This window comes from Actinorhabdospora filicis (assembly GCF_030269765.1).
Taxonomy (GTDB): domain Bacteria; phylum Actinomycetota; class Actinomycetes; order Mycobacteriales; family Micromonosporaceae; genus Actinorhabdospora; species Actinorhabdospora filicis.
Window position 1 is genome coordinate 26,432 of the sequence record NZ_BSTX01000007.1, and the last position, 24,279, is coordinate 50,710.

21 protein-coding genes are annotated in these 24,279 nt (G+C 71.2%); 15 read left to right on the forward strand and 6 right to left on the reverse strand.

The genetic code is table 11. From position 1 onward, the window contains the following. The first annotated feature begins 36 nt into the window (after positions 1–36). From QSK10_RS31980 to QSK10_RS31995, 4 genes are all read left to right on the forward strand, one after another. On the forward strand, positions 37–2,583 hold the full coding sequence (locus QSK10_RS31980) for an FtsK/SpoIIIE domain-containing protein (protein ID WP_285667245.1): 2,547 nt from the start codon (positions 37–39) through the stop codon (positions 2,581–2,583). Positions 2,584–2,595: 12 nt separating this feature from the next. Further along, complete coding sequence (locus QSK10_RS31985; RefSeq protein ID WP_285667247.1) at positions 2,596–3,237, forward strand: hypothetical protein; 642 nt, start codon at positions 2,596–2,598, stop codon at positions 3,235–3,237. Positions 3,238–3,243: 6 nt separating this feature from the next. Beyond that, positions 3,244–3,843, forward strand: coding sequence for a hypothetical protein (locus QSK10_RS31990; protein ID WP_285667249.1), 600 nt, complete (start codon positions 3,244–3,246; stop codon positions 3,841–3,843). A gap of 70 nt (positions 3,844–3,913) precedes the next feature. Then, positions 3,914–5,356 carry a serine/threonine-protein kinase gene (locus tag QSK10_RS31995; protein WP_285667415.1) on the forward strand — a complete coding sequence of 481 codons (1,443 nt, stop codon included), beginning with the start codon at positions 3,914–3,916 and terminating at the stop codon, positions 5,354–5,356. Positions 5,357–6,229: 873 nt separating this feature from the next. Here the strand turns inward: QSK10_RS31995 and QSK10_RS32000 are convergent. The 3 genes from QSK10_RS32000 to QSK10_RS32010 form a co-directional block, all read right to left on the reverse strand. Continuing rightward, on the reverse strand, positions 6,230–6,820 hold the full coding sequence (locus QSK10_RS32000; RefSeq protein ID WP_285667250.1) for a hypothetical protein: 591 nt from the start codon (positions 6,818–6,820) through the stop codon (positions 6,230–6,232). Positions 6,821–6,950: 130 nt separating this feature from the next. Continuing rightward, positions 6,951–7,994: a LacI family DNA-binding transcriptional regulator gene (locus QSK10_RS32005; RefSeq protein ID WP_285667252.1), complete on the reverse strand. Its 1,044-nt coding sequence runs from the start codon at positions 7,992–7,994 to the stop codon at positions 6,951–6,953. Between the two features lie 28 nt (positions 7,995–8,022). Further along, positions 8,023–9,012 (reverse strand): hydroxyacid dehydrogenase, encoded by a 990-nt coding sequence (locus QSK10_RS32010; protein WP_285667253.1) that lies wholly within the window; start codon positions 9,010–9,012, stop codon positions 8,023–8,025. 496 nt (positions 9,013–9,508) lie between these two features. Here QSK10_RS32010 and QSK10_RS32015 point away from each other — a divergent pair, with 496 nt between their 5' ends. The 8 genes from QSK10_RS32015 to QSK10_RS32050 all read left to right on the forward strand — a co-directional run bounded on the left by QSK10_RS32015 (position 9,509) and on the right by QSK10_RS32050 (position 17,762). Further along, on the forward strand, positions 9,509–10,492 hold the full coding sequence (locus tag QSK10_RS32015) for an ABC transporter permease (RefSeq protein ID WP_285667254.1): 984 nt from the start codon (positions 9,509–9,511) through the stop codon (positions 10,490–10,492). After that, complete coding sequence (locus QSK10_RS32020; protein WP_285667255.1) at positions 10,476–11,372, forward strand: carbohydrate ABC transporter permease; 897 nt, start codon at positions 10,476–10,478, stop codon at positions 11,370–11,372. The genes QSK10_RS32015 and QSK10_RS32020 overlap by 17 nt, the downstream gene beginning before the upstream one ends. 31 nt (positions 11,373–11,403) lie before the next feature. Beyond that, entirely contained in the window at positions 11,404–13,035 is a 1,632-nt protein-coding gene (locus QSK10_RS32025; protein ID WP_285667257.1) for an extracellular solute-binding protein, read from the forward strand. 10 nt (positions 13,036–13,045) lie between these two features. Continuing rightward, entirely contained in the window at positions 13,046–14,350 is a 1,305-nt protein-coding gene (locus tag QSK10_RS32030) for an alpha-L-fucosidase (protein ID WP_285667258.1), read from the forward strand. Positions 14,351–14,369: 19 nt separating this feature from the next. Next, positions 14,370–14,807 (forward strand): protein-tyrosine phosphatase family protein, encoded by a 438-nt coding sequence (locus QSK10_RS32035; protein WP_285667259.1) that lies wholly within the window; start codon positions 14,370–14,372, stop codon positions 14,805–14,807. After that, positions 14,804–15,400 (forward strand): hypothetical protein, encoded by a 597-nt coding sequence (locus tag QSK10_RS32040; protein ID WP_285667260.1) that lies wholly within the window; start codon positions 14,804–14,806, stop codon positions 15,398–15,400. Before QSK10_RS32035 ends, QSK10_RS32040 begins: the two co-directional genes overlap by 4 nt. A gap of 54 nt (positions 15,401–15,454) precedes the next feature. Then, positions 15,455–16,192 (forward strand): ZIP family metal transporter, encoded by a 738-nt coding sequence (locus tag QSK10_RS32045; RefSeq protein WP_285667261.1) that lies wholly within the window; start codon positions 15,455–15,457, stop codon positions 16,190–16,192. Between the two features lie 643 nt (positions 16,193–16,835). Continuing rightward, positions 16,836–17,762, forward strand: a complete 927-nt coding sequence (locus tag QSK10_RS32050; protein WP_285667262.1) for a helix-turn-helix domain-containing protein — start codon at positions 16,836–16,838, stop codon at positions 17,760–17,762. Between the two features lie 67 nt (positions 17,763–17,829). Here the strand turns inward: QSK10_RS32050 and QSK10_RS32055 are convergent, their stop codons facing one another. Next, entirely contained in the window at positions 17,830–18,006 is a 177-nt protein-coding gene (locus tag QSK10_RS32055) for a DUF397 domain-containing protein (RefSeq protein ID WP_285667263.1), read from the reverse strand. A 583-nt stretch (positions 18,007–18,589) separates the two neighbouring features. Then, the gene (locus QSK10_RS32060) at positions 18,590–20,071 is read right to left on the reverse strand and encodes an MFS transporter (RefSeq protein WP_285667264.1); all 1,482 of its coding nucleotides are present in this window, start codon (positions 20,069–20,071) and stop codon (positions 18,590–18,592) included. A 351-nt stretch (positions 20,072–20,422) separates the two neighbouring features. Between QSK10_RS32060 and QSK10_RS32065 the strand changes: the two genes are divergently transcribed. Together QSK10_RS32065 and QSK10_RS32070 are read left to right on the forward strand one after the other, a co-directional pair. Then, positions 20,423–20,893, forward strand: a complete 471-nt coding sequence (locus tag QSK10_RS32065; protein WP_285667265.1) for a hypothetical protein — start codon at positions 20,423–20,425, stop codon at positions 20,891–20,893. Between the two features lie 288 nt (positions 20,894–21,181). After that, positions 21,182–21,691, forward strand: coding sequence for a DUF1269 domain-containing protein (locus QSK10_RS32070; RefSeq protein ID WP_285667266.1), 510 nt, complete (start codon positions 21,182–21,184; stop codon positions 21,689–21,691). 72 nt (positions 21,692–21,763) lie between these two features. Here QSK10_RS32070 and QSK10_RS32075 read toward each other — a convergent pair whose 3' ends face one another. Beyond that, positions 21,764–22,672, reverse strand: coding sequence for a cation diffusion facilitator family transporter (locus QSK10_RS32075; RefSeq protein ID WP_285667267.1), 909 nt, complete (start codon positions 22,670–22,672; stop codon positions 21,764–21,766). A gap of 158 nt (positions 22,673–22,830) precedes the next feature. Between QSK10_RS32075 and QSK10_RS32080 the strand changes: the two genes are divergently transcribed. Further along, positions 22,831–24,051, forward strand: coding sequence for a cation:proton antiporter (locus QSK10_RS32080; RefSeq protein ID WP_285667268.1), 1,221 nt, complete (start codon positions 22,831–22,833; stop codon positions 24,049–24,051). Positions 24,052–24,279: the final 228 nt, after the last annotated feature.

Sequence of the window (24,279 nt, forward strand, 5' to 3'; positions counted from 1 at the left end):
TTCGGTGAGGTCCGGGGCGAGAGGGGGGAGCGCGCGATGAGCTGGCGTTCCGCGCTGGAGCGCGCCGTGGGCGCGTTCCGGGAGGCCTCCGCGCATCTCGACCGGGCCGAGGACGTGATCGCCGCGCGGTCGGCGTCGTTGCCGGCACCGGACGCTTCGGCGGCCGAGTTGCGGGATCTGTGCTTCCGGCTGGCGTCGGCGGCGGCGTACACCGCGCCGGGCTGGTTAACGCAGGTCCTGTCCGAAGTGGACCCGGACACGCCGCATCGGCGTGATGTGCCCGTCGGGCCTCTATATGTCCGGGTGGGGACGGCGAGGCCGTTGCCGGACGCGCATTTTCCGGCGCTGGTGCCGTTGCTGGGGCAGGGGCACCTGGTCATCGACGGGGACGCCACCGATCCGGTGGTGGCGGGGCTTCTTCAGTCGGTGTTGTTGCGGGTGCTGGCGTCGGTGCCGCGGGTGCGCATCTCCCTTGTGGACGGTGTCACGCTCGGGCAGGCGTTCACCGCGTGCGCGCCGCTGGTGGCGGCGGGCATCGTCTCGCGGACCGCCACCGACCACATCGGACTCGACACGATCCTGTCCGAGGCCGAGGAGCACGTGCGGGACGCGCAGGTGGCCGCCGAGGGCGCCGCCGAGCTGCCGTACCGGCTGATCGTCATCGCGGGCCTGCCGCCGCAGCTCGGTACGGGCACGCGGACGCGGATCGCGGCACTGGCGCACGCCGGTCCGCGCTACCGGGTGCACTTGGTGCTCGCCGGGTGGCGGGACCGCAGTGAGCACGACCGGGTACCGGCCGTCGACCACGCCACGCACCTGCGGCTGGCCGCGGAGCATCCGCTGGAGGAGATCGCCGCGCCACTGGTGCTGGACCCGGCGCCGCCCGCGCGGCTGACGCGCGCGGTCTACGGACGGCTCGCCGAGACCGTGCGGCGCGAGTCCACGCTGGACGTGGAGACGCTGCTGCCCGGCGAGCGCTGGTGGGCGTCCAGTGTGGACGGGCTGTCGACCGTCGTCGGCCGCGACGAGCGGGGACCGGTCACGCTCTCCTTCGACGACGCCACCCCGCACTGGCTCATCGGCGGGCGCACCGGTGGCGGCAAGACGGTGTTCCTCCTCGACGTCCTCTATGGACTCGCCGCCCGCTACGGGCCGCGCGAGCTGGCGCTGTACCTCCTCGACTTCAAGGAAGGCGTCTCCTTCACCGAGTTCACCCCCAGCGACCACGACCCGACGTGGATCCCGCAGGTGCGGGCCGTCGGCGTCGAATCCGACCGCGAGTACGGGGTGGCGGTGCTGGCCGAGCTGCGGCGGGAGATGTCGCGGCGGGCCACGGCGATGAAACGGGCGGGCGTGACGCGGCTTTCGGAGCTGCGCAAACGCCGTCCCGACCTGGAGACTCCGCGCGTGCTGGCCGTCATCGACGAGTTCCACGTGCTCTTCCAGGGCAACGACCGCCTCGCGCGGCAGGCCGTGGCGCACCTGGAGGAACTGGCCCGCAAGGGACGCTCCTACGGCGTCCACCTGATCCTGGCCAGCCAGACCATCTCCGGCGTCGAGGCCCTCTACGACAAGAAGGACTCCATCTTCGGGCAGTTCCCGCTGCGGGTGGCCCTGCCCGGCGCCAAGGGCGTCCTGGACGTCCTGAACAACTCCGCCGAGACCATCACCCTCGGCAGCGCCGTCGTCAACCACTCCGGCGGGGTCGCCGGAGCCGACCGGCTCATCCGCTTCCCCGACGCCACCGCCGGAGCCGAGATCCTCGCCGGGCTGCGCCGGGAACTGTGGGAACGCCGGGAAGCGGGCAACGCACCGCCCGTCATCTTCGCCGGATACGCCGAACAGCACCTCGACGACGACCCGCTCTACCCGTCCCTCGGCACCGGCGGACGCCGCCCGCTCGCCCTCGTCGGCCGATCCGTCGACGTGGGACTGTCCACCGTGTCCTTCCCGCTGGATCCCGTACCCGGCAGGCACATCGCCATCCTCGGCCCCAGCGCCGTCGGCGCCGACATCCTCGAAGCGGTCGTGCGGAGCCTGTCCCGCCAGCACGCGCCCGGGCACGCCAGGTTCCTGCTCGTCCCCCTGGTCGCCGCCGCCGACGAGGCCGCCGACGCCGCCGTCGCCGAACTCACCGCCGCCGGCCACGACCACACCGTCGTCACCGCCGCCGCCCTCAAGGAGACCGTCGCGGGCCTGCTCGCCGAAGCCGACCCCGACCGCCCCACCCACCTCGTCCTCTTCGGCGGCGACTCCGCCGCGCCCGTCCTGGAGAACGCCGGGCTCGCCGACCTGCGCGCCGTCCTCAAACAGGGACCCGCGCGCGGCGTGCACGTCCTGGGCTGGTGGCGCGGCCTACGCCGGTTCATCGACGACCTCGGCGGCTCCCAGCACCGCGAGGACGTCGCCTGCCTCGTCGCGCTGAACCTCCCCGGCACCGACCTCGGCGGCTTCATCGGCGACATCGGCCTCGACTGGCGGCCCCGCACCAACCGCGCCCTGGCCATCGACCGCCACGAGGGCACCGTCCGCCTGTGCGTCCCGTTCGTCGCCCCCGGCCGCCTCGACGAGGAAACCCTGTAACGAGGAGCGGATGTGACCACCGACGACTACCCCGCACTCCTGGCCCGCCTCGCGAAGGTCCGCCAGGTCGACGCCACCGGCGCCGCCGACGCCCGCGCCGGCCTCGACCGCGACCGCCGCGCCGTCCTCGCCCTCCGCAACGCCCTCGAAGACGAGGCCGGAGAGATCCGCGACCACGCGCACCTGCTCTCGGCGCCCGTCCCCGACCTGCGCGCCCCCGCCGACCCCACCACCCCGCCCGGCACCCTCGACGGCGAACTGCGCGACGGCCGCGAAGCCCTCGCCCGCGCCACCACCGCCCGCCAGGAGGCCGTCGCCGCCGGACGCCAGCCGTCGTTCCTGCCCCGCGCGCCCCACCTCGTCCGCAACGCCGTCATCTACCTGGCCGCGCTCGCCGCCGTCCTCGCCGTCCAGCTCGGCCTGCACGCCACCGCCAAGGCCGACGCCACCCTGTGGATCGCGTGCCTCCCGCCCGTCGCGGGCGTCCTCGCCGGGTACATCGCCGTCGGCATGGTCTCCAGGCCACGCGTGCCCACGCTCGACAAGCACGGCAAGGTCATCGACTTCAAGATCTACAAGAGCCCCCGGCTGGGCGTGGCCTTCGCCGTCCTGGAGATCATCGCCTTCCTCATCCTGACCGGCGGTCTAGGCTAAGGCCCCATGGGGACGATCATCATTCCGGTCGGGCGCTCGCTCGGACCGTTCTTCGACGACAAGGGCGAGCTGGAGAGCTACGAGCTGCACCTCGGCCCGAGCACCGCCTCCCTCGACGAGGACGACATGGGGGTGTGGGCCTGCGCCCACGACGAGCCCGACGCGCACGGCGAGCTCGCCTTCGACCGCGCGAAGCTGCGCGAGGCCGTCCGCGACGCCACCGAGGGCTTTCCCGACGAGGAGACCGACGCCGCGATCGAGCGCCTCCTGGAGGCCGGGGCGCTGCTCGAACTGGACCCCGAGGGCCCGGTCGAGGACGTCCTGCGCGCGCACCGGTTCATTCCCGGCGGCCACGGCTTCGGCAACCGCCCCGACGCCCCCGACGAGTGCGGCATCGGCCCCGCCGACGAGCCCGTGGTGTCGATGAGCGGCTGGGTGTACTCGCTGTGGGCGCGCTCCTACCTGGACGGCTCCATCTGGGCCGCCGCCGAGGCGTTCGCCGCCGACCTGGACGACGTCACCGCCGAGGACATCGCCCGCGAGTTCCTGGAGGCCCTCCCGGTGATCATCTCCGTCGACTGCGGGTACCTGGAGCCCCTCGACTAACGCCCCGCCGCAACCCCTGTCCGTCCCACTCGTTGAACACGAAGGGTGACCGGGGACGGATGGGGGAGTGATGCTGCGCGCTGGCGATGTCCTTGGTGACCGCTACCGCCTGACCGGCCGGGTCGGCGGTGGCGGCATGGGCGACGTGTGGTGCGGTGAGGACATCGTGCTGCGGCGCAAGGTCGCGGTGAAGGTCCTGCTGGCGCGCTACGCCGACGCCGAGGACTTCCGCGAGCGCTTCCGGCGCGAGGCCCGCGCGATCGCGTGCCTGGAGTCCCCGGCCATCGTCGACGTCTACGACTACGACGAATGCGTCCTCCCCGATGGCGAGGAGGTGTCCTACCTCGTCATGCAGTTCATCGAGGGCGAGCCGCTGTCCCGCCGCCTCGGCAGCTGGGGACGCTTGCACGTCGGCGACGCGCTCCGCCTCGTCGCGCAGGCCGCCGACGCGCTCCAGGTCGCCCACGAGGCCGGCATCATCCACCGCGACATCAAGCCCGCCAACATGCTCGTGCGCCCCGACGGGCGCCTCGTGCTGGTCGACTTCGGCATCGCCCGCGACCCGTCCGCGGCGACCCTCACCGCCACCGGCGCGGTCATGGGCACCGCGACGTACATGTCGCCGGAGCAGGCCTCGGGCGTGCGCGTGACCGCCGCGTCCGACGTGTACTCGCTCGGCGTGGTCGCCCACCAGGCCCTGTCCGGCGAATCGCCCTTCGCCGCCGACACGCCCTTCGTGGTGGCCTCGATGCACGTCCGCCAGCCCCCGCCGCCACTGCCCGACGACATCCCCGAGGCCGTCCGCGAGTTCGTGGCGATCTCCCTGTCGAAGGACCCCGCCGACCGCTGGCCCAGCGCCGCGCGCATGGCGCAGGCGGCCCGCAGGCTCGCCGAAGCCCCCCACCGCGCCGTCGTCATGGCCGGAGCCCCCGGGCCGGTCTTCGAGGCGCCGCCACTGCGCGCGCCCGAACCCCGTCCCGAACCCCGCCCCGGAGTCCACCGGCTCCACCGTGGACGCCGCGCGCGCCTCGTCGCGCTCGTCCTCGGGCTCGCCGTGCTGCTCGCCTCGGCCGTCGCGGTCGCCGCCGAGCCGTGGGCCGCGCCGCCCGGGCAGGACACGGGCGGGGGGAACGGGCGGCACCTGGACGCGCAGAAGCCCGCGGAGGCGCCGGTGGAGCCGGTGGGGGCGCCTTCGGTTTCGCGGTCTGTTTCGGCGTCGCCGTCCGCTTCGCGGTCGGCTTCGGCGGCGCCTTCGGCTTCGCGGTCGGCCTCGGCGGTGCCGTCGGCTTCGCCGACGCCGGAGGGGAAGGCGGTGCCGCTGGTGATCGGGATGAGCGAGGAGAACGCGAAGAAGGCGCTGAGTGAGGCGGGGTTCGTGCCGGAGGTGGGGTACTTCGGGGAGGGGGTGGCCTGCACGGTGAGTGAGCAGAGCCCCGGGGGTGGGGGGAGCGCTCCGGCGGGGTCGACGGTGAGGGTGACGGTGCAGAGGGGTGGGGAGGGGTGTGGGGCTTAGGTAGGGGGGTGGTGGGGTGGCTTTGGTGTTTGGTGGTGGCTGGGGCCTCAGTTCCGGCCTCAGTCCCAGTTCCGGCCTCAGTCCCAGCCTCAGTCCCAGCCTCAGTCCCAGCCCCAGCCCCAGCCCCAGCCCCAGCCCCAGCCCCAGCCCCAGCCCCAGCCCCAGCCCGGCGAGTTTGGCTACCACGGCCCGCCCGGCATCCTCCCGGTGCGGCCGTCGCCCGTCACCCGAGGCCGTTTCATCCGGTCTTCGTGGTCGTCTTCAGGCCGGGGGTCGTGTGTTTCCGACGCCTGCTCGGCCCTCGGTGCTTCTTGTCTATCGCCCCGCGGATCGTCCGCCCGCTATGCATCCACGGCGTTGCGGCTATGACACCGTCGCCGTCTCCCCCCACGGATCGGCCGCTTTCGATTCCCTGCATCGGCGCTATGACACGGTCGCCGTCTGGCCTGGGCTTTCAGCCCTCGTCCCCGACCAGGACGCTGTCCTGGACCTGGGCCTCTCTCGGGAGGCGTCTCCTCCTCTGGCCGGCTGGTACGACGCTGAACGAGGAACCCCGGGGTGTCAAGCCAAAGAACGCGGCTTGACACCCCGAGAACCCTCGTTCTGAAACCACGTCTGGCCGACCGACGGAGGATCCACCTCTCCTATCCCGGGTCGCTGCTTTTCGCGCGGGCTTGTCTTGGGTTGCCGTCTGTTCTGCGGCTTACTGACCGTCTCGTTGGGGCTCTACTACAACGAGCTTTTGTTCGTGCCCGGGTTTTGACCCCGTTGCCCGCCAGTCACCCACCCGGCTCAGTTCTCCCCAAGCCACCCCGCCGCGCCTTCAGTCGCGCATCCCACCCGGCTCTGCCGTGCGTCTCGCGCTCGCGTTCGCTACACCGTCTCCAGGTATCCGCAGTCCGCCGCCAGCACGATCGGCAGCGCAGACGCGAGTTCCGCCGCGATCTCGTCCGCGTCCAGGTCAGTGCCCGCTACGAAGTCGGCGACGGCGTCCCACATGGAGGTGTGGCGGTGGCCGGTTGCCCAGAGGTAGTGGGTGGTGGCGCCGAGGTTGATGTCGACTTCGTCGGTGCCTTTGCCGATGCCGTACCAGGCGGGGGTTTCGGGGGTGTTGCCGAAGGCGTTGGCGGTGGGGATGAGCTTGTGGCGGGCGAGGAGGGGGCGGAGGTCGTCGAGTTCGAGGTCGACTTCGGCGAGGGCGCCTCGCTTGAACAGTTCTTCGATGGTGGCGGTGGGGTCGCCGTCGGCTTCTGCTTCTACGAGCAGGTCGCGGAGGTGTTCGCGGGTGAAGCGGTGTTCGTTGTGGGCGTCGGCGTCGCTGCGGGCCAGGGTCCAGGCGGTGAGGGCGACGTCGTCGAGTTCGATCGTCTCGGCGCCGAGGAAGACCTCGGTGTACTCCAGCTCGCCTTCGGCGGAGTAGGTCGGGCCGAGGGAGCGGCCGATCGGGAGGACGATGCTGGTCACGGGTGTCCCTTCGCCGGTGGGCTGGTCCCGGTCATTGTCGCGCGAGGGGTGGTGGTGGGGGTTGTGCGGGGGTCCGGGGCGGGTGGGTGACGGCGGTAAGAGCACCGCCGTGTCCCGTTGGCGCGTCTCGTCAGCGCTTCTTGCGGCGGGGTGCCGACACCGAGTCGCGCAGGACGAGGTGGGTGCCGAGGCGGATGTCGCCGCCGCCGTATCCGTCGGCGTGCGCGGCCGCCAGCCGTACCGCCTGGCGGCCCATCTCCTCCAGTGGGACGTGCACGGTGGTCAGTTCCGGTTTGAGGAGGCGGGCGGCGGGGATGTCGTCGTAGCCGACCATCGATATGTCTTCGGGGACGCGGAGGCCGCGTGATGAGAGGGCCGCGTAGGCGCCGATGGCGGTGGAGTCGTTGGCGGCGAAGACGGCGGTGAAGTCGAGGCCGGCGTCGAGTGCTTCCAGCATTCCGGTGTGGCCGAAGGGCTGCCCGAAGGCGCCGAGGCGCACCAGGTCCGGGTCGAAGGGGAGGTTGCGGCTGGACAGGGCGCGTTTGTAGCCGGCGAGGCGGTCGGCGCTGGTGGACATGCGGCGGGGGCCGCCCAGGTAGAGGATGCGGGTGTGCCCGTTGGTGATGAGGTGGTCGGTGGCGGCGAAGGCGCCGCCCTCGTTGTCGTACTCCACGGCGGCGATGTCGGCGCTCGGGGTGGCGCGTCCGCAGTGGATCAGCAGGCCGCCGTGCTGGCGGAGGCTGGCACCGCGCGCCATGATCTCACCGGCGTGCCGTTTGTCGCTGATGGCGCCGCCGACCAGGATGACGGCGTCGGCGCGCTGCTCGTGCAGCAGGTCGATGAAGGCCAGTTCCTGGCGGGGGTCGCCGTGGGTGCAGCACACCAGGCAGAGGCGGCCGGTGACGGCGGCCTCCTGTTCCACGCCGCGGGCCACGAAGGCGTAGAAGGGGTCGACGATCTCCTGGATGATGATCCCGACCGTGCGGGTGGCCTGCCCCGCCAGGGCGCGGGCCTGGGCGTTGACCACGTAGCCCAGGGCGGACACGGCGGCCTCGATGCGCTCGCGGGTGTCCTTGGCGACGGGGTAGTTCCCGGCCAGGGCGCGGGAGACCGTCGCGGACGAGACGTTGGCGCGGGCGGCGACGTCGGCGATGGTGGCGCGGCGCGGCTGCATCGGCTGGCTCCTAACGGGCGGGGACGACTCATGCTAGGCGGCCCAGTTCGCCGGGCCGGACCTCGCCGGGCATCGGGCGGCCGCCGTAGTGCGCTTCGATCTCGTCCAGCACCGCCCGCCCCAGGCGTCCCACCTCGTTGCCGAGGGCACCGGCGATGTGCGGGGTGAGCAGCACGTTCGGCAGGTCGTAGAGCGGGGAGTCGGGTGGCGGCGGCTCGGGTGAGGCGACGTCCAGGACGGCGTCGATGCGCCCGGAGACCAGGTGCGGCAGCAGGGCCTCGTGGTCGATGAGCGAGCCGCGCGCGGTGTTGACCAGGACGCAGCCGTCCGGCAGCAGCGCCAGGCGGCGGGCGTCCAGCAGGTGCCGGGTCTCGGGGGTGGCGGGGGCGTTGACCGAGACGACGTGGCTGGTGGACAGCAGCTCGTCCAGGCCGACCCGGCGGACGCCCAGCTCGCGCGCGCCCGCCTCGTCCAGGTACGGGTCGTGGACCTGGATCTCGGCGTCGAGGTTCCGCAGCAGCCCGATGACCCGGCGGCCGGTGCGGGAGGCGCCGATGACGCCGATGGTGATGCCGTGCGTGCCCAGCCAGGCCACGCCGCCGACGTCCCGGGACCGGCGGTGCTCCCGGTACCAGTGGGCCAGCGGCAGCGCGCGCTTGGCGCCGAACAGGATCGCGGCGAAGGTGTACTCGGCGACCGGGATCGCGTTGGCGTCGGCGACGGAGGTGACGCGGACGCCCCGGGCGAAGACCTCGCCGGTGACGAAGGTCTTGACGGTCCCGGCGGCGTGGGCGACCAGGCGCAGGTTCGGCAGCCGGTCGAGGGCGGCGGCGTCCAGGCGCGGCGCGTTCCAGCCGGTGACGAGCAGCTCGACGTCGGCGGCGCCGTCCGGGATCTCGCCCACCGCGTCCGGCCGCACCAGATCGGCCAGGCTCGCCAGGCGGGCTCGCTGCCGCTCGTCGAAGAGCTGCCCGGGCAGGCCGGGAGCCATGGCGAGCAGGGCGCGTGGACGCGACATCGGCACTCCGAATTCAGTAAGCGCTTGCTATCGGTTGCCACCGTAGATGTCTCGCGGTTCATGGTCAACGGCGGGGATCGCATGTCATCGAAGGAAAATGTTTCGGTCCGGCTCTTGACGTGAGGGGTAAGCGCTTACCAAACTGCGTGGCACGGCACCGTCGTGAAAGCGCGTGCCGGGGTGACCGGCGATGGAGGAGGACGGCCGTGCGGCAGATCGGGCAGGAGACGGAGGCGGCCGGGGTGAGCCCACCGCGTCCGCCGTCGGGCGAGCGGCTCTCACCCGCCCGTCCGGGGCGCCGGGCGCCCCGGGTTGTCCACAACCGGTGGGTTGTCCACAGGGTTTCCGGTCCTTCGTTTGACACCCGTGCGTGGGCACCCGCTACGGTCCGTCCCAGCGGGGCGGGCTTCGGGCCCCCACCAACGGGGTACCCGCGCGTTTCGCGTGCCTCGCGTGCCGTGCCGTGCGGCAGGGTCGTGGACCCGGGCGCCGCCGCATGAGCGCCACCACCGAGACCCCGAAGCGCGCCGGGACCCCCACCCCGCGAAAGCCCGTCCGCCGCAAACTCACCCTCGGCCAGCGCCTCAAGCGGGATCGGGTGATGCTGCTGCTCGCGCTGCCGGGGCTGCTCTACTTCCTGGTCTTCCACTACGTCCCGCTGCTGGGGAACGTGATCGCGTTCCAGGACTACCAGCCCTACCTGGGCTTCTTCGACTCGGTGTGGGTCGGCCTGGAGAACTTCACCGACGCCTTCGCCGATCCGCAGTTCTGGTCGGCGCTGGGCAACACGCTGCTGATCGCGCTGGCGCAGCTGATCCTGTTCTTCCCCGCCCCGATCGCGCTGGCGCTGCTGCTGAACTCGGTGATCAGCGACAAGATCCGCCGCTTCGTCCAAAGTGTGGTCTACCTGCCGCACTTCGTGGGCTGGGTGCTGATCGTGTCGATCTTCCAGCAGCTGCTCGGCGCGGCCGGGCTGCTGCCGAACGTGCTGGAGGCCGTCGGCCTGCCGCGCTACGACATGATGACCGACCCCGGCGCCTTCCCGTGGCTGCTGACGATCCAGCTGGTCTGGAAGGACATGGGCTGGGGCACCATCATCTTCCTGGCCGCGCTGCTGGCCATCGACCAGCAGCTCTACGAGGCGGCGGCGGTGGACGGCGCGGGCCGGTGGCGGCGGCTGTGGCACGTCACGCTGCCCGGCATCACGCCGATCATCATCCTGCTGTTCATCCTCAACCTCGGCAGCATCCTGTCGGTCGGTTTCGAGCAGATCCTGCTGCAACGCGACAACGTCGGCGCCGAGTCCGGTGAGGTGCTGGACACCTACATCTTCTTCAACGGCATCCAGAACGGCGAGTGGGGCCCCTCGGCCGCCATCGGCATCGTCAAGGCCGTCGTCGGGACGGCGCTCCTGCTGGGCGCCAACAAGATCGCCCACTACTTCGGCCATGAAGGGATCTACCGTGGCGCGGACAAGTAAGCGGCCGGTGTGGATGGAGCGGCCCACCTGGCACGGCCTCACCCTCAAGGGAATCGTGCTGACCGTCATCGTCATCGCGGTGGCCTATCCGTTCGTCGCGGTGGTCGCCACCAGCCTGTCCACCGACAAGGAGATCATCGCCAACGGCGGGCTCGTGCTGTGGCCGACCGAGCCCACATTGGACGCCTACCGGGTCATCTTCGCCGGCGGCCAGGTCACCCACGCCCTGGTCAACAGCCTCGGCGTGGCCGTGGTCGGCACCGCCGCGAGCCTGGTGGCCACGGTGATGATGGCCTACGGCCTGTCCCGGCGCGGGCTGACCGGCGGGCGCTTCATCCTCATGGTCGCCCTGCTGTCCATGCTCTTCAACGCCGGGACGATCCCGAACTTCCTGCTGGTCAAGGAACTCGGGCTGATGGGCACCTTCGCCGCGCTGGTGCTGCCCGGGCTGATCAGCGCGTTCAACTTCATCGTCCTGCGCTCGTTCTTCACGAGCATCCCGCGCGAGCTGATCGACTCGGCCACCGTGGACGGAGCCGGGGACCTGCGGGTGCTGTTCAAGATCGTCCTGCCGCTGTCGAAGGCGCCGATCGCGGTGGTCTCGCTGTTCTACGCCGTCGGCTACTGGAACTCCTTCTTCAACGCGATGCTCTACCTCGACGACCGGGACATGTACACGCTCCCGCTGATCCTGCGCCAGCTCGTCCTCATGGGACAGCCGCTGGCCAAGGGCGAGGCGTTCCTCGGCGAGACGCCGCCCCCGCAGCAGGCGATCCAGATGGCCGTCGTGGTGATCGCGCTCGTCCCGATCCTGCTGGTCTACCCCTTCCTCCAGCGGTTCTTCACCAAGGGCGTCCTCACCGGCGCCATCAAAGGCTGACCTCCCCACCCCCTTTAGGAGAAGACCTCCCATGGCACCCACCAGACGCGACGTCCTGCGCGCCGGACTCGGCGCGGCCGCCACCGCCACCCTCCTGTCGGCCTGCGGGACCGGCGCCGACTCCGGCGGCGGCTCGTCCAACGCCGGCGTCGCCCTCCCCGACCGCATCCCCTTCGCCGGGCCCACCCCCGACCTGCCCGCCGCCGGGGACGTCCCGCCCGGCTACTACGCCTACCCGAAGCAGCTGGTCCGCAGCGTGTCCGGGACGCCGCTGTCCGGCGGGACGGTCACCGGCATGACCATGACGTTCCTGTCCTTCCCGCCCGGACGCGACGAGAACGCCGCCTGGCAGGAGGTCGAGAAGCGCCTGGGCGGCAAACTCGACATCTCCGTGGTCTCGGCCGCCGACTACGAGACCAAGTTCAACACCACCATCGCCGGTGGCGAACTGCCCGACATGATCCTGTACTCCTCGGGCCTCAACAACGTCCCCCAGTTCGCCCAGGCCACCTGCGCCGACCTCGGCGAGCACCTGGCCGGGAACAAGATCGCCGAGTACAAGAACCTCGCGGCCATCCCCACCGTCGCCTGGCAGAACTGCGTCGTCGGCGGCAAGCTGTACGCGCTCCCGGTGTGCCGCAACATCACCGGCGGCAGCGGCTTCGTGAACATGCGCTTCTTCAAAGAACTCGGCATCGAGGACCACACGCGCATCGCCAACTCCGCCGAGGAGTTCCTGGAGATCTGCAAGAAGCTCACCGACCCCGGCAAGGACCGCTACGCCCTGGCCACCTCGAACGGGTCCATGTACAGCCTCACCCTGTTCACCCAGATCTTCCGCGTCCCCTACGGCTGGCGGGTGGACGGCGGCAAGCTCACCTCCGCGCGCGAGACCCCGGAGTTCAAGGAGGCCGTCGCCTTCGCCCGCAAGCTCTACCAGGCCGGCGTCTTCTACCCCGGCTCCGAGGGCTTCACCACCGTCCAGCGCGGCAACGCCTTCACCGCCGGGCAGGCCGCCATGGTCTACGACGGCTTCCCGGCCTTCCCCGGTTTCTGGACCGGGCTGCGCGCCCAGCACCCCGACAACGACCCGCGACCCTACGTCCCCTTCGGGCACGACGGCGGCGACGGCGTCACCTACCAGGACAACGTCATCCTCGCCTACACCTTCGTCAAGAAGGCCGAGCCGGACAAGGTCAAGGAGGTCCTGCGCGTCGCCGACTTCCTCGCCGCGCCCTTCGGCTCCGAGGAGTACCAGCTGCTCAAGTACGGCGTCGAAGGCGTCCACTTCACCCGCGACGCCACCGGCAACCCCGTCCCCAACGAGCGCGGCACGCAGGAGATGACCGTGCCCTGGGACAAGTTCGCGGCCAACCCGCCGGTGGTCTACAACGCATCCGGCGGCAAGGCCTACGCCGACTACGCCCACCAGGCCCTGGCGAAGATGCTGCCGATGGCCGTCGCCAACCCCACCACCGGCTACCGCTCGGAGACCTCCGACAAGGAGGGCACCAAGCTCGCCAAGCCCGTCACCGACCTCGTCACCTCCATCATCGCCGGGCGCGCCGAACTCGCCGAGCTCGACGGCGCCCTGGACACCTGGCGCAAGAACGGCGGCGACAAGATCCGCGGCGAATACGAGTCGGCCATGGCCGCCGGATAGGAAGGACGTCATGACCGACATCGCTCCGCTCGCCGAACGCGCGGCCTGGTTCACCCACGACCGCTTCGGCCTCTTCGTCCACTGGGGCGTCTACGCCGCCGCGGCCCGCCACGAGTGGGTCATGGCGCGCGAGCGCCTCACCGACGGGCAGTACGCGAAGTACGCCGAGCACTTCGACCCCGACCTGTACGACCCGGTCCAATGGGCTGAGGACGCCTGGCAGGCCGGGATGCGGTACTTCGTCATCACCACCAAGCACCACGACGGGTTCTGCCTCTTCGACAGCGAGCTCACCGACTACTCCGCCCCGCACACCCCAGCCGGACGCGACCTGCTGCGCCCGATGGTGGAGGCCTTCCGGGCGCGCGGCTTCAAGGTCGGCTTCTACTACTCCCTCCTCGACTGGCACCACCCCGAGTTCCCCGTCGACCTCTACCACCCGCGACGCGACGACGGGGAGTACATCGCCGCCACCGCCGGGCGGGACGTGGACAAGTACGCCGACTACCTGCACGGCCAGGTCCGCGAGCTGCTCACCAACTACGGGCGCATCGACCTCATGTGGTTCGACTTCTCCTACTCCGGGCGCGGCCTCAACGCCAAGGGCGCCCCGGAGTGGCGCTCGGCGGAGCTGCTCGCCCTCGTCCGCGAGCTCCAGCCGCACATCCTGGTCAACAACCGCCTCGAACTGGGCGTGGGACCCGGGCCCGAGACCGGCGACTTCACCACGCCCGAGCAGGTCCAGCCGCCCGGCCACGAGAACGAGCAGACCTCGGCGGCCGTCCCCTGGGAGGCCTGCCAGACCCTGAACGGGTCCTGGGGCTACGACCGCGACAACCTCGACTGGAAGCCGCCGTCCCTGCTCGTGCGGATGCTCGTCGACACCGTGTCCAAGGGCGGCAACATGCTGCTCAATGTCGGCCCGACCGGACGCGGGCGGTTCGATCCGCGCGCCCGCGAGACCCTCGCCGCCATCGGCGCGTGGACGGCCCTGCACGAACCGGCGATCCGCGGCGCCGGGCCCAGCGCCTTCGTCCCGCCGCCCGACTGCCGCTACACCCAGCGCGGCGACCGGCTGTACCTGCACGTCCTGTCGTGGCCGATGAAGCACCTGCACCTGCCCGGCCTCGCCGGGAAGGTCGCCTACGCGCGCTTCCTGCACGACCACTCCGAGGTCGCCCTCGTCGAACCCGACGGCGACGACCCCTTCCTGAACCACCTGCGGGGACTGCCCGAGGGCACCCTCACCGTGGCCGTGCCCTCGTCCGCGCCGGAGGTGGAGGTGCCCGTCATCGAGCTGATCCTGCGGGCGTGAGCCGATAGCATCGGGACGCATGACGACCTGGGACGACGCCACCCCCGGCCTGCTCCGGCTGCCCTCGGGCCGCCTGGTTCGCGGCCGGGGTCTCCACCGTTCGAACAGCCGCCACGGCCCACCTCGGGAGGCGCCGGACCACGGCGTCTACCTCCTCGGCCGCACACCACCGCCGATGGCGTGGGAAACCCGCTGGCTGCGCTGCCGCGACTTCTGGACCCCCGACCCTGACGAGACCCGCGCGGCCCTCACCGAGGCGCTTCAGCGTTCCGGCGAATCGCGCGTGGAAGTCGCCTGCGGCGGCGGGCGGGGGCGGACGGGGCTCGCGCTGGCGTGCCTGGCGGTGCTGGACGGCGTCCCGGCCGGGGAGGCGGTGGCGTTCGTGCGCGCCGGATATCACCCGGGCGCGGTGGAGACGCCGTGGCAGAAGGGCTTCGTGCGGAGGTTCGGGGCATGAGCGATCTCGTGGAGATGGGACGGAGGGCCGCGCGGCACCTGGCGGCGACCGGGCTGTGCGAGATGACGCCGGGGCTCACCGAAGCGGAGTTCGCACGCGTCGAGGCCGAGTTCGGCTTCAGCTTCGCGCCCGAGCATCGGGCGTTCCTCGCAGAGGGGCTGCCGCTCGGCGAGATCCAGGCGGAGCCCGGGGTGATCGTCGCCCCACGGCCTTGGCCGGACTGGCGGGACGGCGATCCCGAGGACCTCCGGCGGCGGCTCGACCGTCCGGTGCGCTCGATCATGGAGCGGGTCGAGGACGGCGGCTGGGACCTGCGGTTCGGGCCGTTCCCCGACGACCGCCGCTCCGGGATCGCCGCCGCCCGGGCCTTCCTGGCGGGCGCGCCGCAGATGGTGCCCGTCTTCAGCCACCGCTATCTGCCCGCGGGCGCCGACTACCCGGCGCATCCCGTGCTGTCCATGTGGGACACCGACATCATCTGCTACGGAACGAATCTGGACGGCTACATCCGGCGGGAGTTCGGCAAGCCGGACGATGATGAGCCATGGCCGCCGCACACGACGATCCCCGTCTGGAGCGACCTGCTCTACTGAGCGTCACGCGCGTTTCTCCAGCGCGGTGCGCACCCCATCGTCCATGCTGTCGCGATGGCGATCGTGCTGGCCGTCGCGGCCTTCTGCTCCACGCTCATCGGCGGGCTCGTCGCGCTCAAGGCCAGGGACGCCCGGCATCTCATCCTCGGGCTCGCGGCGGGCGTCATGCTCGGCGTGGTCGCCTTCGACCTGATGCCGGAGGCGCTGGAGCTGGCCCCGGGTGAGGTCTTCGGGGTGCCGGGGGCGATGCTCACGGCGGTGGCGGGGTTCCTGACCATCCACATCATCGAGCGTTCGCTGGTGATCCACCGGGGCCACGAGGACGAGTTCGGGCGGCACGAGCACTCGCACGACCTGTCGCGGGTCGGCCTGCTCGCCGGTGGCGGGCTGGTCTTCCACAGCCTCCTCGACGGCCTCGGGATCGGCCTGGGCTTCCAGGCCAGCGCCACCGTCGGGATCACCGTCGCCATCGCGGTGATCGCGCACGACTTCGCCGACGGGTTCAACACGTTCACCATCACGACCGTCTACGGCAACGCCCGGAAGAAGGCGCTGACGCTGCTGGTGCTGGACGCCTGCGCGCCGGTCGTCGGCGTGCTGCTGGCGAACCTGGTCTCGCTGCCGCCGGTGGCGGTCGGGCTGTACCTGGGCTACTTCGCCGGGTTCCTGCTGTACCTGGCCGCGTGCGACATCCTGCCGGAGGCCCACGCGAAGCACCCGTCGCGGCTGACGCTGCTGATGACGGTGCTCGGGGTGCTGTTCATGTGGCTGGTCGTGGGGGCGTCGAAGTGACGCCCGGGCGCCGGAACCGGCCGCCGTCTGGGGGAGTCGCGAGACGACCGGATCCGGCGCCGGTTCAGGCGGCCGACAAGGTTCTCCGCGGCGCGCGACGGGCTACCGCCGCTCCGCGCACGGGGGTCTTCGGCGTCTGGGGGTTGTCGCGCTTGAAACGTTCCGACGCCTCGATGGCGTCACCGATCTGACCGTCCCAGCACAACCACGAGTGACACGGCCACGACTGACCGCACTCAGAACAGGTCTTCTCACCCTGGCGCGGCGTGTGCCGCTTCCACCAACGGACCTGAACGGTCCACAGTCCCGGGCAGATGACCCCCACCGGGCCCTCCTCGGGAGGCGGATTGTTCAAGTCGAACGGGCTCCTCACGTTCCCCACCCTCTCGTGATCACCGCGGCCATCTTGCGACCCGCGGTTGGGGTTCCCACCGTTTTTTGCTCTAGAGTGGAGAATTGCAGATGCAGATTGTCTCTGCAACACGTATCAGCAATTCGGGGACAAGATTTTTTTCGCGACGGGAGCGGGCGGGTCACGCCTACAGCTGACCCCCGGAGGTGTGAGATGGCAGGAGTATCGAAGGATCGGGATCCGGTGGGGCTCCCGGACGACGACGGGACTTCGCCAGGAGGCGATGAGGTGGTGACCAGTTCGAAGTCGCGCGGCGCCAATCCGACCGTCCGCCGCCGCAGTCTCGGGGCGAGACTGCGGGATCTGCGGGAGAAGGCCGGAGTGACCGCCGACGAGGCCGCGTCCGCGCTGGACGTGCACTCGTCGACGATCTACCGCATCGAGCGCGGCAAGGTCGGCATCAAGCCGCGGGACGTCAAGACGCTGCTGGACCGCTACGGCATCGCCGGCGACCAGATCTCCGAGCTGGAGGGGCTGGCCCGCGAGGGACGCCAGCGCGGTTGGTGGGCGCGTTACTCGGAGACGATCTCGCCGCCCTACCAGACCTACGTGGGCCTGGAGACCGAGGCGACCTACCTGCACATCTACGACGCGATCATCATCAACGGGCTGCTCCAGACCCGCCGCTACGCCGAGGCCACCTTCAAGTTCGCCCCGGCCGGCGACCCCAAGCTCATCGCGCAGCGCATCGAGCTGCGGATGGAGCGCCAGGAGCGGCTCAAGCTGATCTCCGGCGGCGCCGAGATGCGCCCGCCCTCCGATGACGAGCCGACCGGCGGCGAGCCCCGTCCGCTGCAGCTGTGGGCGGTCATCGACGAGGCCGCGCTGCGCCGCATGATCGGCGGCAAGGACATCATGGAGGAGCAGCTGGCGCACCTCATCGAGATCGCCGGGTACTCCGGCGTGACCCTCCAGGTCCTGCCCTTCGACGGCGGCGCCTACCCGGGCATGCTCGGCACATTCACGATCCTGCGGTTCGCCGGAGCCGACCCCGACGTGGTCTACGTCGAGGGCAAGACCGGGGACGTGTACGAGGAGAGCGAGGAGCAGGTCCGCCCGTACTGGCAGATCTTCGACAGCCTCCGCGCGGCGGCCCTGAGCCCGGTGGACACCCTGGAGTTCCTGCGCGAACTGCTGCGCGAGGTCAAGAACTCCTGACCCGCGCGAAGACGTGAAACGGCCCGGCCGCTCCCAGGCGACCGGGCCGTTCCGTGCGGTGCCGCCGTTACTCGGCGGCCACGTCCGTGAGGAGGCGGTGCCACTCGGCGAGGCCGACGGTCAGCGTCGGGCCGCCGCGGTCCTTCGTGTCGCGGACCTCCACGGAGGCGTCGAGCAGTCGCGCCTCCACGCAGGCGCCTTCATGACCGGAGTAAGAGCTCTTGTGCCATTCCCTGGTCAGCATTGCTCCCACCTTTCTAGAACCTCTGGGCTTTGGGGCGCGTGCCGCGTGCGCATGCGGCACGTACGTTCTCTCGGATATCCGTGTCCGTCGGCGAGAGGACGACCGGATGCCATCTCCGATCGGATCGCACACGCTTATACCGCGAATGCCGGTGTGCATGACGGACACCGTGTGCGACGTTTCCACGATCTCGCTGAATCGATCATGGCCTCTATTCAGTTCGTGGTCCGGGCCCCGGTCGGTCCGGGGCGGTAGCGCGGTCCGCGATGCCGACGGTTGGTCGACTCGTGGTCAGGCTATGCCGCCTTGTTCGGAGATTCGACGGACAATCACCGGTTCGTGTTGTCGGGAAATGGTCAGTTCCGATCGTTGACAAACTGACGAACCGATCAGCCGACGTCCACTGTGGACCTGACGTGGGCTTCGGCGACGGGCGCGTCCTTGGGTCAGTGCCCAGTTCAGGCGCGGTATTAACCGTCCAGTGTGCCCGGATGTGGAACCACCCCGGCGGAGTCGCCGGGGCGGAACGGTATTCGGGACGGTACGGTGTGCAGTCGCACAAACTGTCCGTCGAAAGGGGCGGTTATTCGCCGTTTCGCCGGGTTGACTCCCCATTGGCGTAGGCCTCGTGACGCCGTCCGGCCGCGTGCGCCATGCGCGACGCCCACGGGCGCACGCCGATGCGGGCGCTGACCGGGCGCGTCCGCGACACCGGGCGCAGGCGCAGGACGGCCTCCTCGCCATCGCCGTCCACGCAGCAGGTCGTGCCCAGCCCGTGCGTGCCGACGAACTGCGCCTCGGGCGTCCGCTGCGGCCCGGGCAGCCGGACCGCGCAGGCGGCCACGCCGACGGCGAGCGGCAGCGTCGCCGACAGCAGCAGCGGCAGGGTGTACGTCCCGGCCACGTCGTGCAGGACGGTGAACAGCAGCGGCCCGAACGCGCTGGCGCCCACGCCGATCGCGGCGATCGTGCCGCGGATGGCGCCGATGTGGCGCACCCCGAACAGGCGCGGGGCGAGCCCGTCGCCGACGGGGGAGATCAGGTACCCGGCCGAGCCGAGGACCAGGCCGAAGCCGATCGCCGACAGGCCCGGCGTGATCACCACCGCCCAGGCGAGCCCGGCGGCCAGGAAGCCGACGGTGACCGCGATGAGCAGGCGCGGGCTGGCCTTGTCCAGGACCGCCCCGGCGGCCAGCGCCATGAGCGTCCCGGCGACCGTCTGCGGCAGGAAGTTCCCGGCCGCGTCGGCGACCGACATGCCGTGCGCCTCGAAGAGGGCGACCTGGTGGAAGGCGACCGCGGAGGTGAGCAGGCCGGTGACGCCGACGGCGGCGGCCAGCACCCAGAAGTAGGGGGTGCGCAGGGCCTCGGCGCGGGTCATCCCGGCCTGGTCGCGCAGGGTCCCGGCGGTGGGCGGCTCGCCGTCCACGTGCTGGCCGAGGTCGGCGGGCCGGTTGCGGACACCGAACACCGCGATCGGGAGGGCGATCAGCCACACGCCGACGCCCTGGACGAGCCACGCCGTCTGCCACGAGGAGGCGGCGATGACCTTCTCCATCGCGATCGGCAGGAGGCAGATCCCGGCGAGCCCGAAGGCGGAGACCACGCCGGTGGCGATGCCCCGGCGGCGCTCGAACCAGTGCGCGGCGATGGTGGTCGCGGCCAGGCCGAGGGCGCCCTGCCCGAGCATGCGGATGCCGATGAACCCGGCGGTCAGGCCGGCGATCCCGGTGATGAAGGCCATCCCGATCAGGACCGCGCCGAGCCCGGCGGCGATGACGGTGATGGCGCGGCGGGAGCCGTAGCGGTCGACGAGGCGCCCGATGACGGGCATGGCCGCGGCGCCGGCGAGGGTGCCGATGAGGAAGGCGACCGACACCGCCGAGCGGCTGACGCCGAGGTCTTCGATGACGGGGTCGATGAACACGGAGACGCCGACGGTCTGTCCGGGCGAGGTGAGCGCGAGGAGCACGGCGGCGTATCCGGCCATCCGCCAGCCGTGGAAAACGGCGCGCGGGGATACGGCGGCGGGCGGCGAGAGGCTCACTGCGGTCCTTTCGGGCATGGGGTCTTCACTGTGGAAGAACGGGGGTATTTGGGGACGGCCTCGACGCCGCGCCACCATCATCACGCGCCCACCCCCTGGAAGGTGCCACTGCGTGGTCGTGAGCTCGCTTACAGCGCGTGATCCACGCTCGGTGACCCGTGGAATCCGGCCGAAAGGTGGATTAACGCTCGCGCGAAAAGTGGGTCTGACCTGCGGTTACGTCGATCGTTGCGGAGGGTGATCCCTCGATGGTGTGACGCGAAGAACCCTCCTCGGTGAGCCCGGGTGTACGCCACGCCCCGTGACGGTGCACCATGGATGCGGGTCTGTGGCGTGGGATACACGGGCCCGTGACGGGAGGGACGGTTGATGCTGGTCGGTGCGCCTGAGCCGGTTTACGCCCTCGACCGTGCCGATGACATTCGCCCGGCCCTGCTGCTGCGGCTGGATCCCGAGGTGATCCAGGTGTGGCCGGGGGACGAGCGGGTGCTGTCGGCGTGGGAGTTTCTGCGCCTGTGGGGGTGGCGCATCATGAGCGATCCGGCCAGTGGCGGGATCCTCGATCTGTTCGCGTGGGGCCTGGTCGTGGCCAAGGGGGCCGACGGCGGGGACGACCTGGTGGCCGTGCGGCGTCCGGGCGGCGTGCTGTGGGAGGGCTCGGTCCCGCTCCCGGCCGACTGGCTGGCGAAGGTCGTGGCGCGCAAGGGGAGGCTGGTGCCCGCCTACGCGGTGCCGGACTCCTCGGCGGTGCTGACGCCCGGCGCGCTGTCCGACCGGGTCCGCAAGGCCGCCGACAACGAGCAGCTGCTCGGCGGGCGCATCCCGATCCGGGAGTCCTAGGGTCCCTCGATCGCGCCGGGCTCGGCGAGCACGGCGCCGTCGCCGCTGCCGCAGCCGGTGAGCGCCAGCACGGTCATTGCGGCCAGGACGAGTCCGCGCGCGAGTCGGGTCATGCCCTTCATGCTGCCGCAATCGGTACTCGCGCGGAGAAATTGCGCGAAATGCCGCCGCCCGGCCGTGGTCCCGGCCGCGTGACGTGGTCCACGCCCCGGTAATCGCCATCCATGCGGATGAGTCGGTGCAAATGGGGCAGGATGGTCGCAGTCAGCGATCCCGAAGGGAGCGAGTATGAGTTATCTCGTTGCGGTGGCCTACCCGGACCCGCAGACCGCCCAGACCGTCCTCGGCAAGCTGGTCGAGATGCAGAAGGAAGAGCTCATCAAGCTGGAGGACGCCGTCGTCGTGGAGCGGCGCGGCGACGGCTCGGTGAAGCTGCGGCAGACCTCGTCGAACACCGCCATCGGCGCCACCGGCGGCGCCCTGTGGGGCGGTTTGATCGGGCTGCTGTTCTTCGCGCCGCTGCTGGGCATGGCCGTGGGAGCCGCGGCGGGCGCGGCCGGCGGCGCTATGACCGACACGGGCATCGACGACGGTTTCATGAAGAACCTGGGCAACGAGCTCCAGCCGGGCGGCGCGGCCCTGGTGATCCTGGTGCAGTCGGCGACCGAGGACAAGGTCCTGGACCGGCTGGGGCAGTACGGCGGCTCGATCATCCAGACCTCGTTGGACAGCGAGGCCGAGCAGCACCTGCGCGAGGCGGTCGCGGCACGGCAGGCCGAGGTCGCGCAGCGCGTGTGACCCGAGTGTGAGAAAGGGCCCCGGCGATCGCCGGGGCCCTTCTTCGTGCGCGCTACCAGGAGAGCGCTCCTCCTACCAAGACAGGGTCTCGCAGTCGCGGGCGCTGCCCGCGGGCTCGACCTGGAGGGTGGCGTGGTGGATGCCGTAGCCGTCGTGGAGGGCCTGGCGGGCCTCGTTCAGCACGTCGCCGAGGTCGGCGCCGGCGTTGATGGAGAGGTGGACGGAGGCCACGTCCATGCCGGAGGTGAGGGTCCACACGTGCAGGTCGTGGACGTCCTCGACGCCGGGCACGCCGTGCAGGCTGCCGCGCACGGCCTCCACGTCCATCCCGGCGGGGGCCGACTGGAGCAGGATGCGCAGCGCGTCGCGGCCCAGGCGCCAGGTGCGGGGGAGGATGAACACGCCGATGGCCACGGCCATGATCGGGTCGGCGTACCACCAGCCGGTGAGCTGGATGATGAGCGCGGCGCCGATGACGCCGATGGAGCCGAGCATGTCGCCCAGGACCTCCAGGTAGGCGCCGCGCACGTTGATCGACTCCTTCGCGCCGTCCCGCAGCAGCAGGAACGAGGCGATGTTGGCGATGAGCCCGGCGACGGCGACGATCATCAGCGGGCCGGTCAGCACCTCCGGCGGGTCGCCGAAGCGGCGGACGGCCTCCACGAGCACCCAGATCGCCACGCCGAACAGCAGCGCGGCGTTGGCCAGGGCGGCCAGGACCTCCAGGCGGTAGAGGCCGAAGGTGCGGTGCCGGGCGCCGTCGGCGCGGCGGATGGCGAAGATCGCCGCGAGGGCCATGCCGATGCCGAGGGCGTCGGTGAACATGTGCGCGGCGTCCGAGATGAGCGCCAGCGAACCGGTCAGCACGCCACCGGCCACCTCCAGGACCATGAATCCCGTGGTGATCACGAAGGCGGCCAGCAGCCGTGTTCTGTGCGCGTCCCCGAGGCTCTTGGCCCCATGGTCGTGTCCGGCGCCCATGGTCGTTCCTCCCGTTCGCTCCCCGGTCATTGTCCACTGTCAGGGCTTATGGCCGGGTGCGTTGGCAAGTGTCGAGAAACGCGGAATCCGAACATGCGGACATCGCCATAAGTGCATAAGCGACGAGCCGGGCGTCCGGGGACCTAACCTCACCGGATATGGACGGCATTTCCACCGATTCGGCCTGGTTCGGGCTGACCCTCATCTTCGCCGCCGCCGTGCTGGCGCCACTGCTGTCCGACCGGCTGAACCGGTGGATCCCGGTGCCCTCGACGGTCCTGGAGATCGTGCTGGGCATCCTGCTGGGACCGGTGTTCCTGCTCGTCCACGAGAACGTGGTCACCGGCTACTTCCACGACCTCGGCCTGGCGATGCTGTTCTTCCTGGCCGGCTACGAGATCGAGTTCGGGCGCATCAAGGGACGCCCGCTGACCCTGGCCAGCGCCGGCTGGATCATCGGCATCGCCGCCGGACTCGGGCTCGGCACGCTCGTCGGCGGCGGCTGGCGCGCCGGGGTCGTCATCGGCATCGCGGTCACCACCACCGCGCTGGGCACGATCCTGCCGATGGTGCGCGACGCCGGACTGCTGCCCACGAAGGTCGGCGCGCACATCATGGCCGTCGGCGCCATCGGGGAGTTCGCGCCCATGGCGGCGATCGTGGTCTTCTTCGGGCCGACCGGCGGCGGCGACCATCCACCGTGGGTGCGGGCGGCGTTCGTCCTGCTGGCCGTGGCGGCGGCGTTCCTGGCGATGCGGCCGCGCTCGGAGCGCGTCGGGCGGCTGCTGACGGCGACCCTGGGCACCAGCGTCCAGTTCGCCGTCCGGCTGTCGATGCTCATGGTGGTCATGATGATCTGGATCGCCTACGAGCTGGGCCTGGACATCGTCCTCGGCGGGTTCGTGGCGGGCGTGGTGATCAGGCTGCTGATCTCCACCATCGAGCGCGAGGAGGCCGAGCGGGTCGCCTCGAAGCTGGACGCGGTGGGCTTCGGGTTCCTCGTGCCGTTCTTCTTCGTCACCACCGGCGTCGGCTACAACCTCAAGGCCCTCCTGGACAGCCCGTCGGCGCTGCTGGCGCTGCCGCTGTTCCTGCTGCTGTTCCTCGTCGTCCGCGGCGTGGTGACGTGGTTCGTGCTGCGGCGCGACTTCGGCCGGGCCGAGCGCCTGTCGCTGTCGCTGCTGGCCTCGACGCAGCTGCCGCTGGTCGTGGTGGTCGCCGGGATCGGCGCCGACACCGGGCGGATCAGTGCGGCGACGGAGTCCTCGCTGGTGGGGGCGGCGATGCTGTCGGTGCTGATCTTCCCGCTGCTGGCCATCCGGCCCGGGAAGGCGATGAAGCGGTTCACCGCCGATCACCTGGCCTCGGAGCCGACGTGACCGCCGGGCGACCTGTCATGGCCGCCCCGGCGGCGCTCATGTGGACCCGGGGCGGCCGGAGCCGCGTCCCGCGACCCGTCCACGGCCGTCCCGGCGGCGCTCATGTGGACCCAGGGCGTGCTGTCTACGGCCGCCCCGATGGTGGCCGGGTGACCCGGCGCGGCCGGAGCCGCGTCCCGTGACCGTCCGCGGCCGCCCCGGCGGCGCTCACGTAACCCGGGAGCGGCC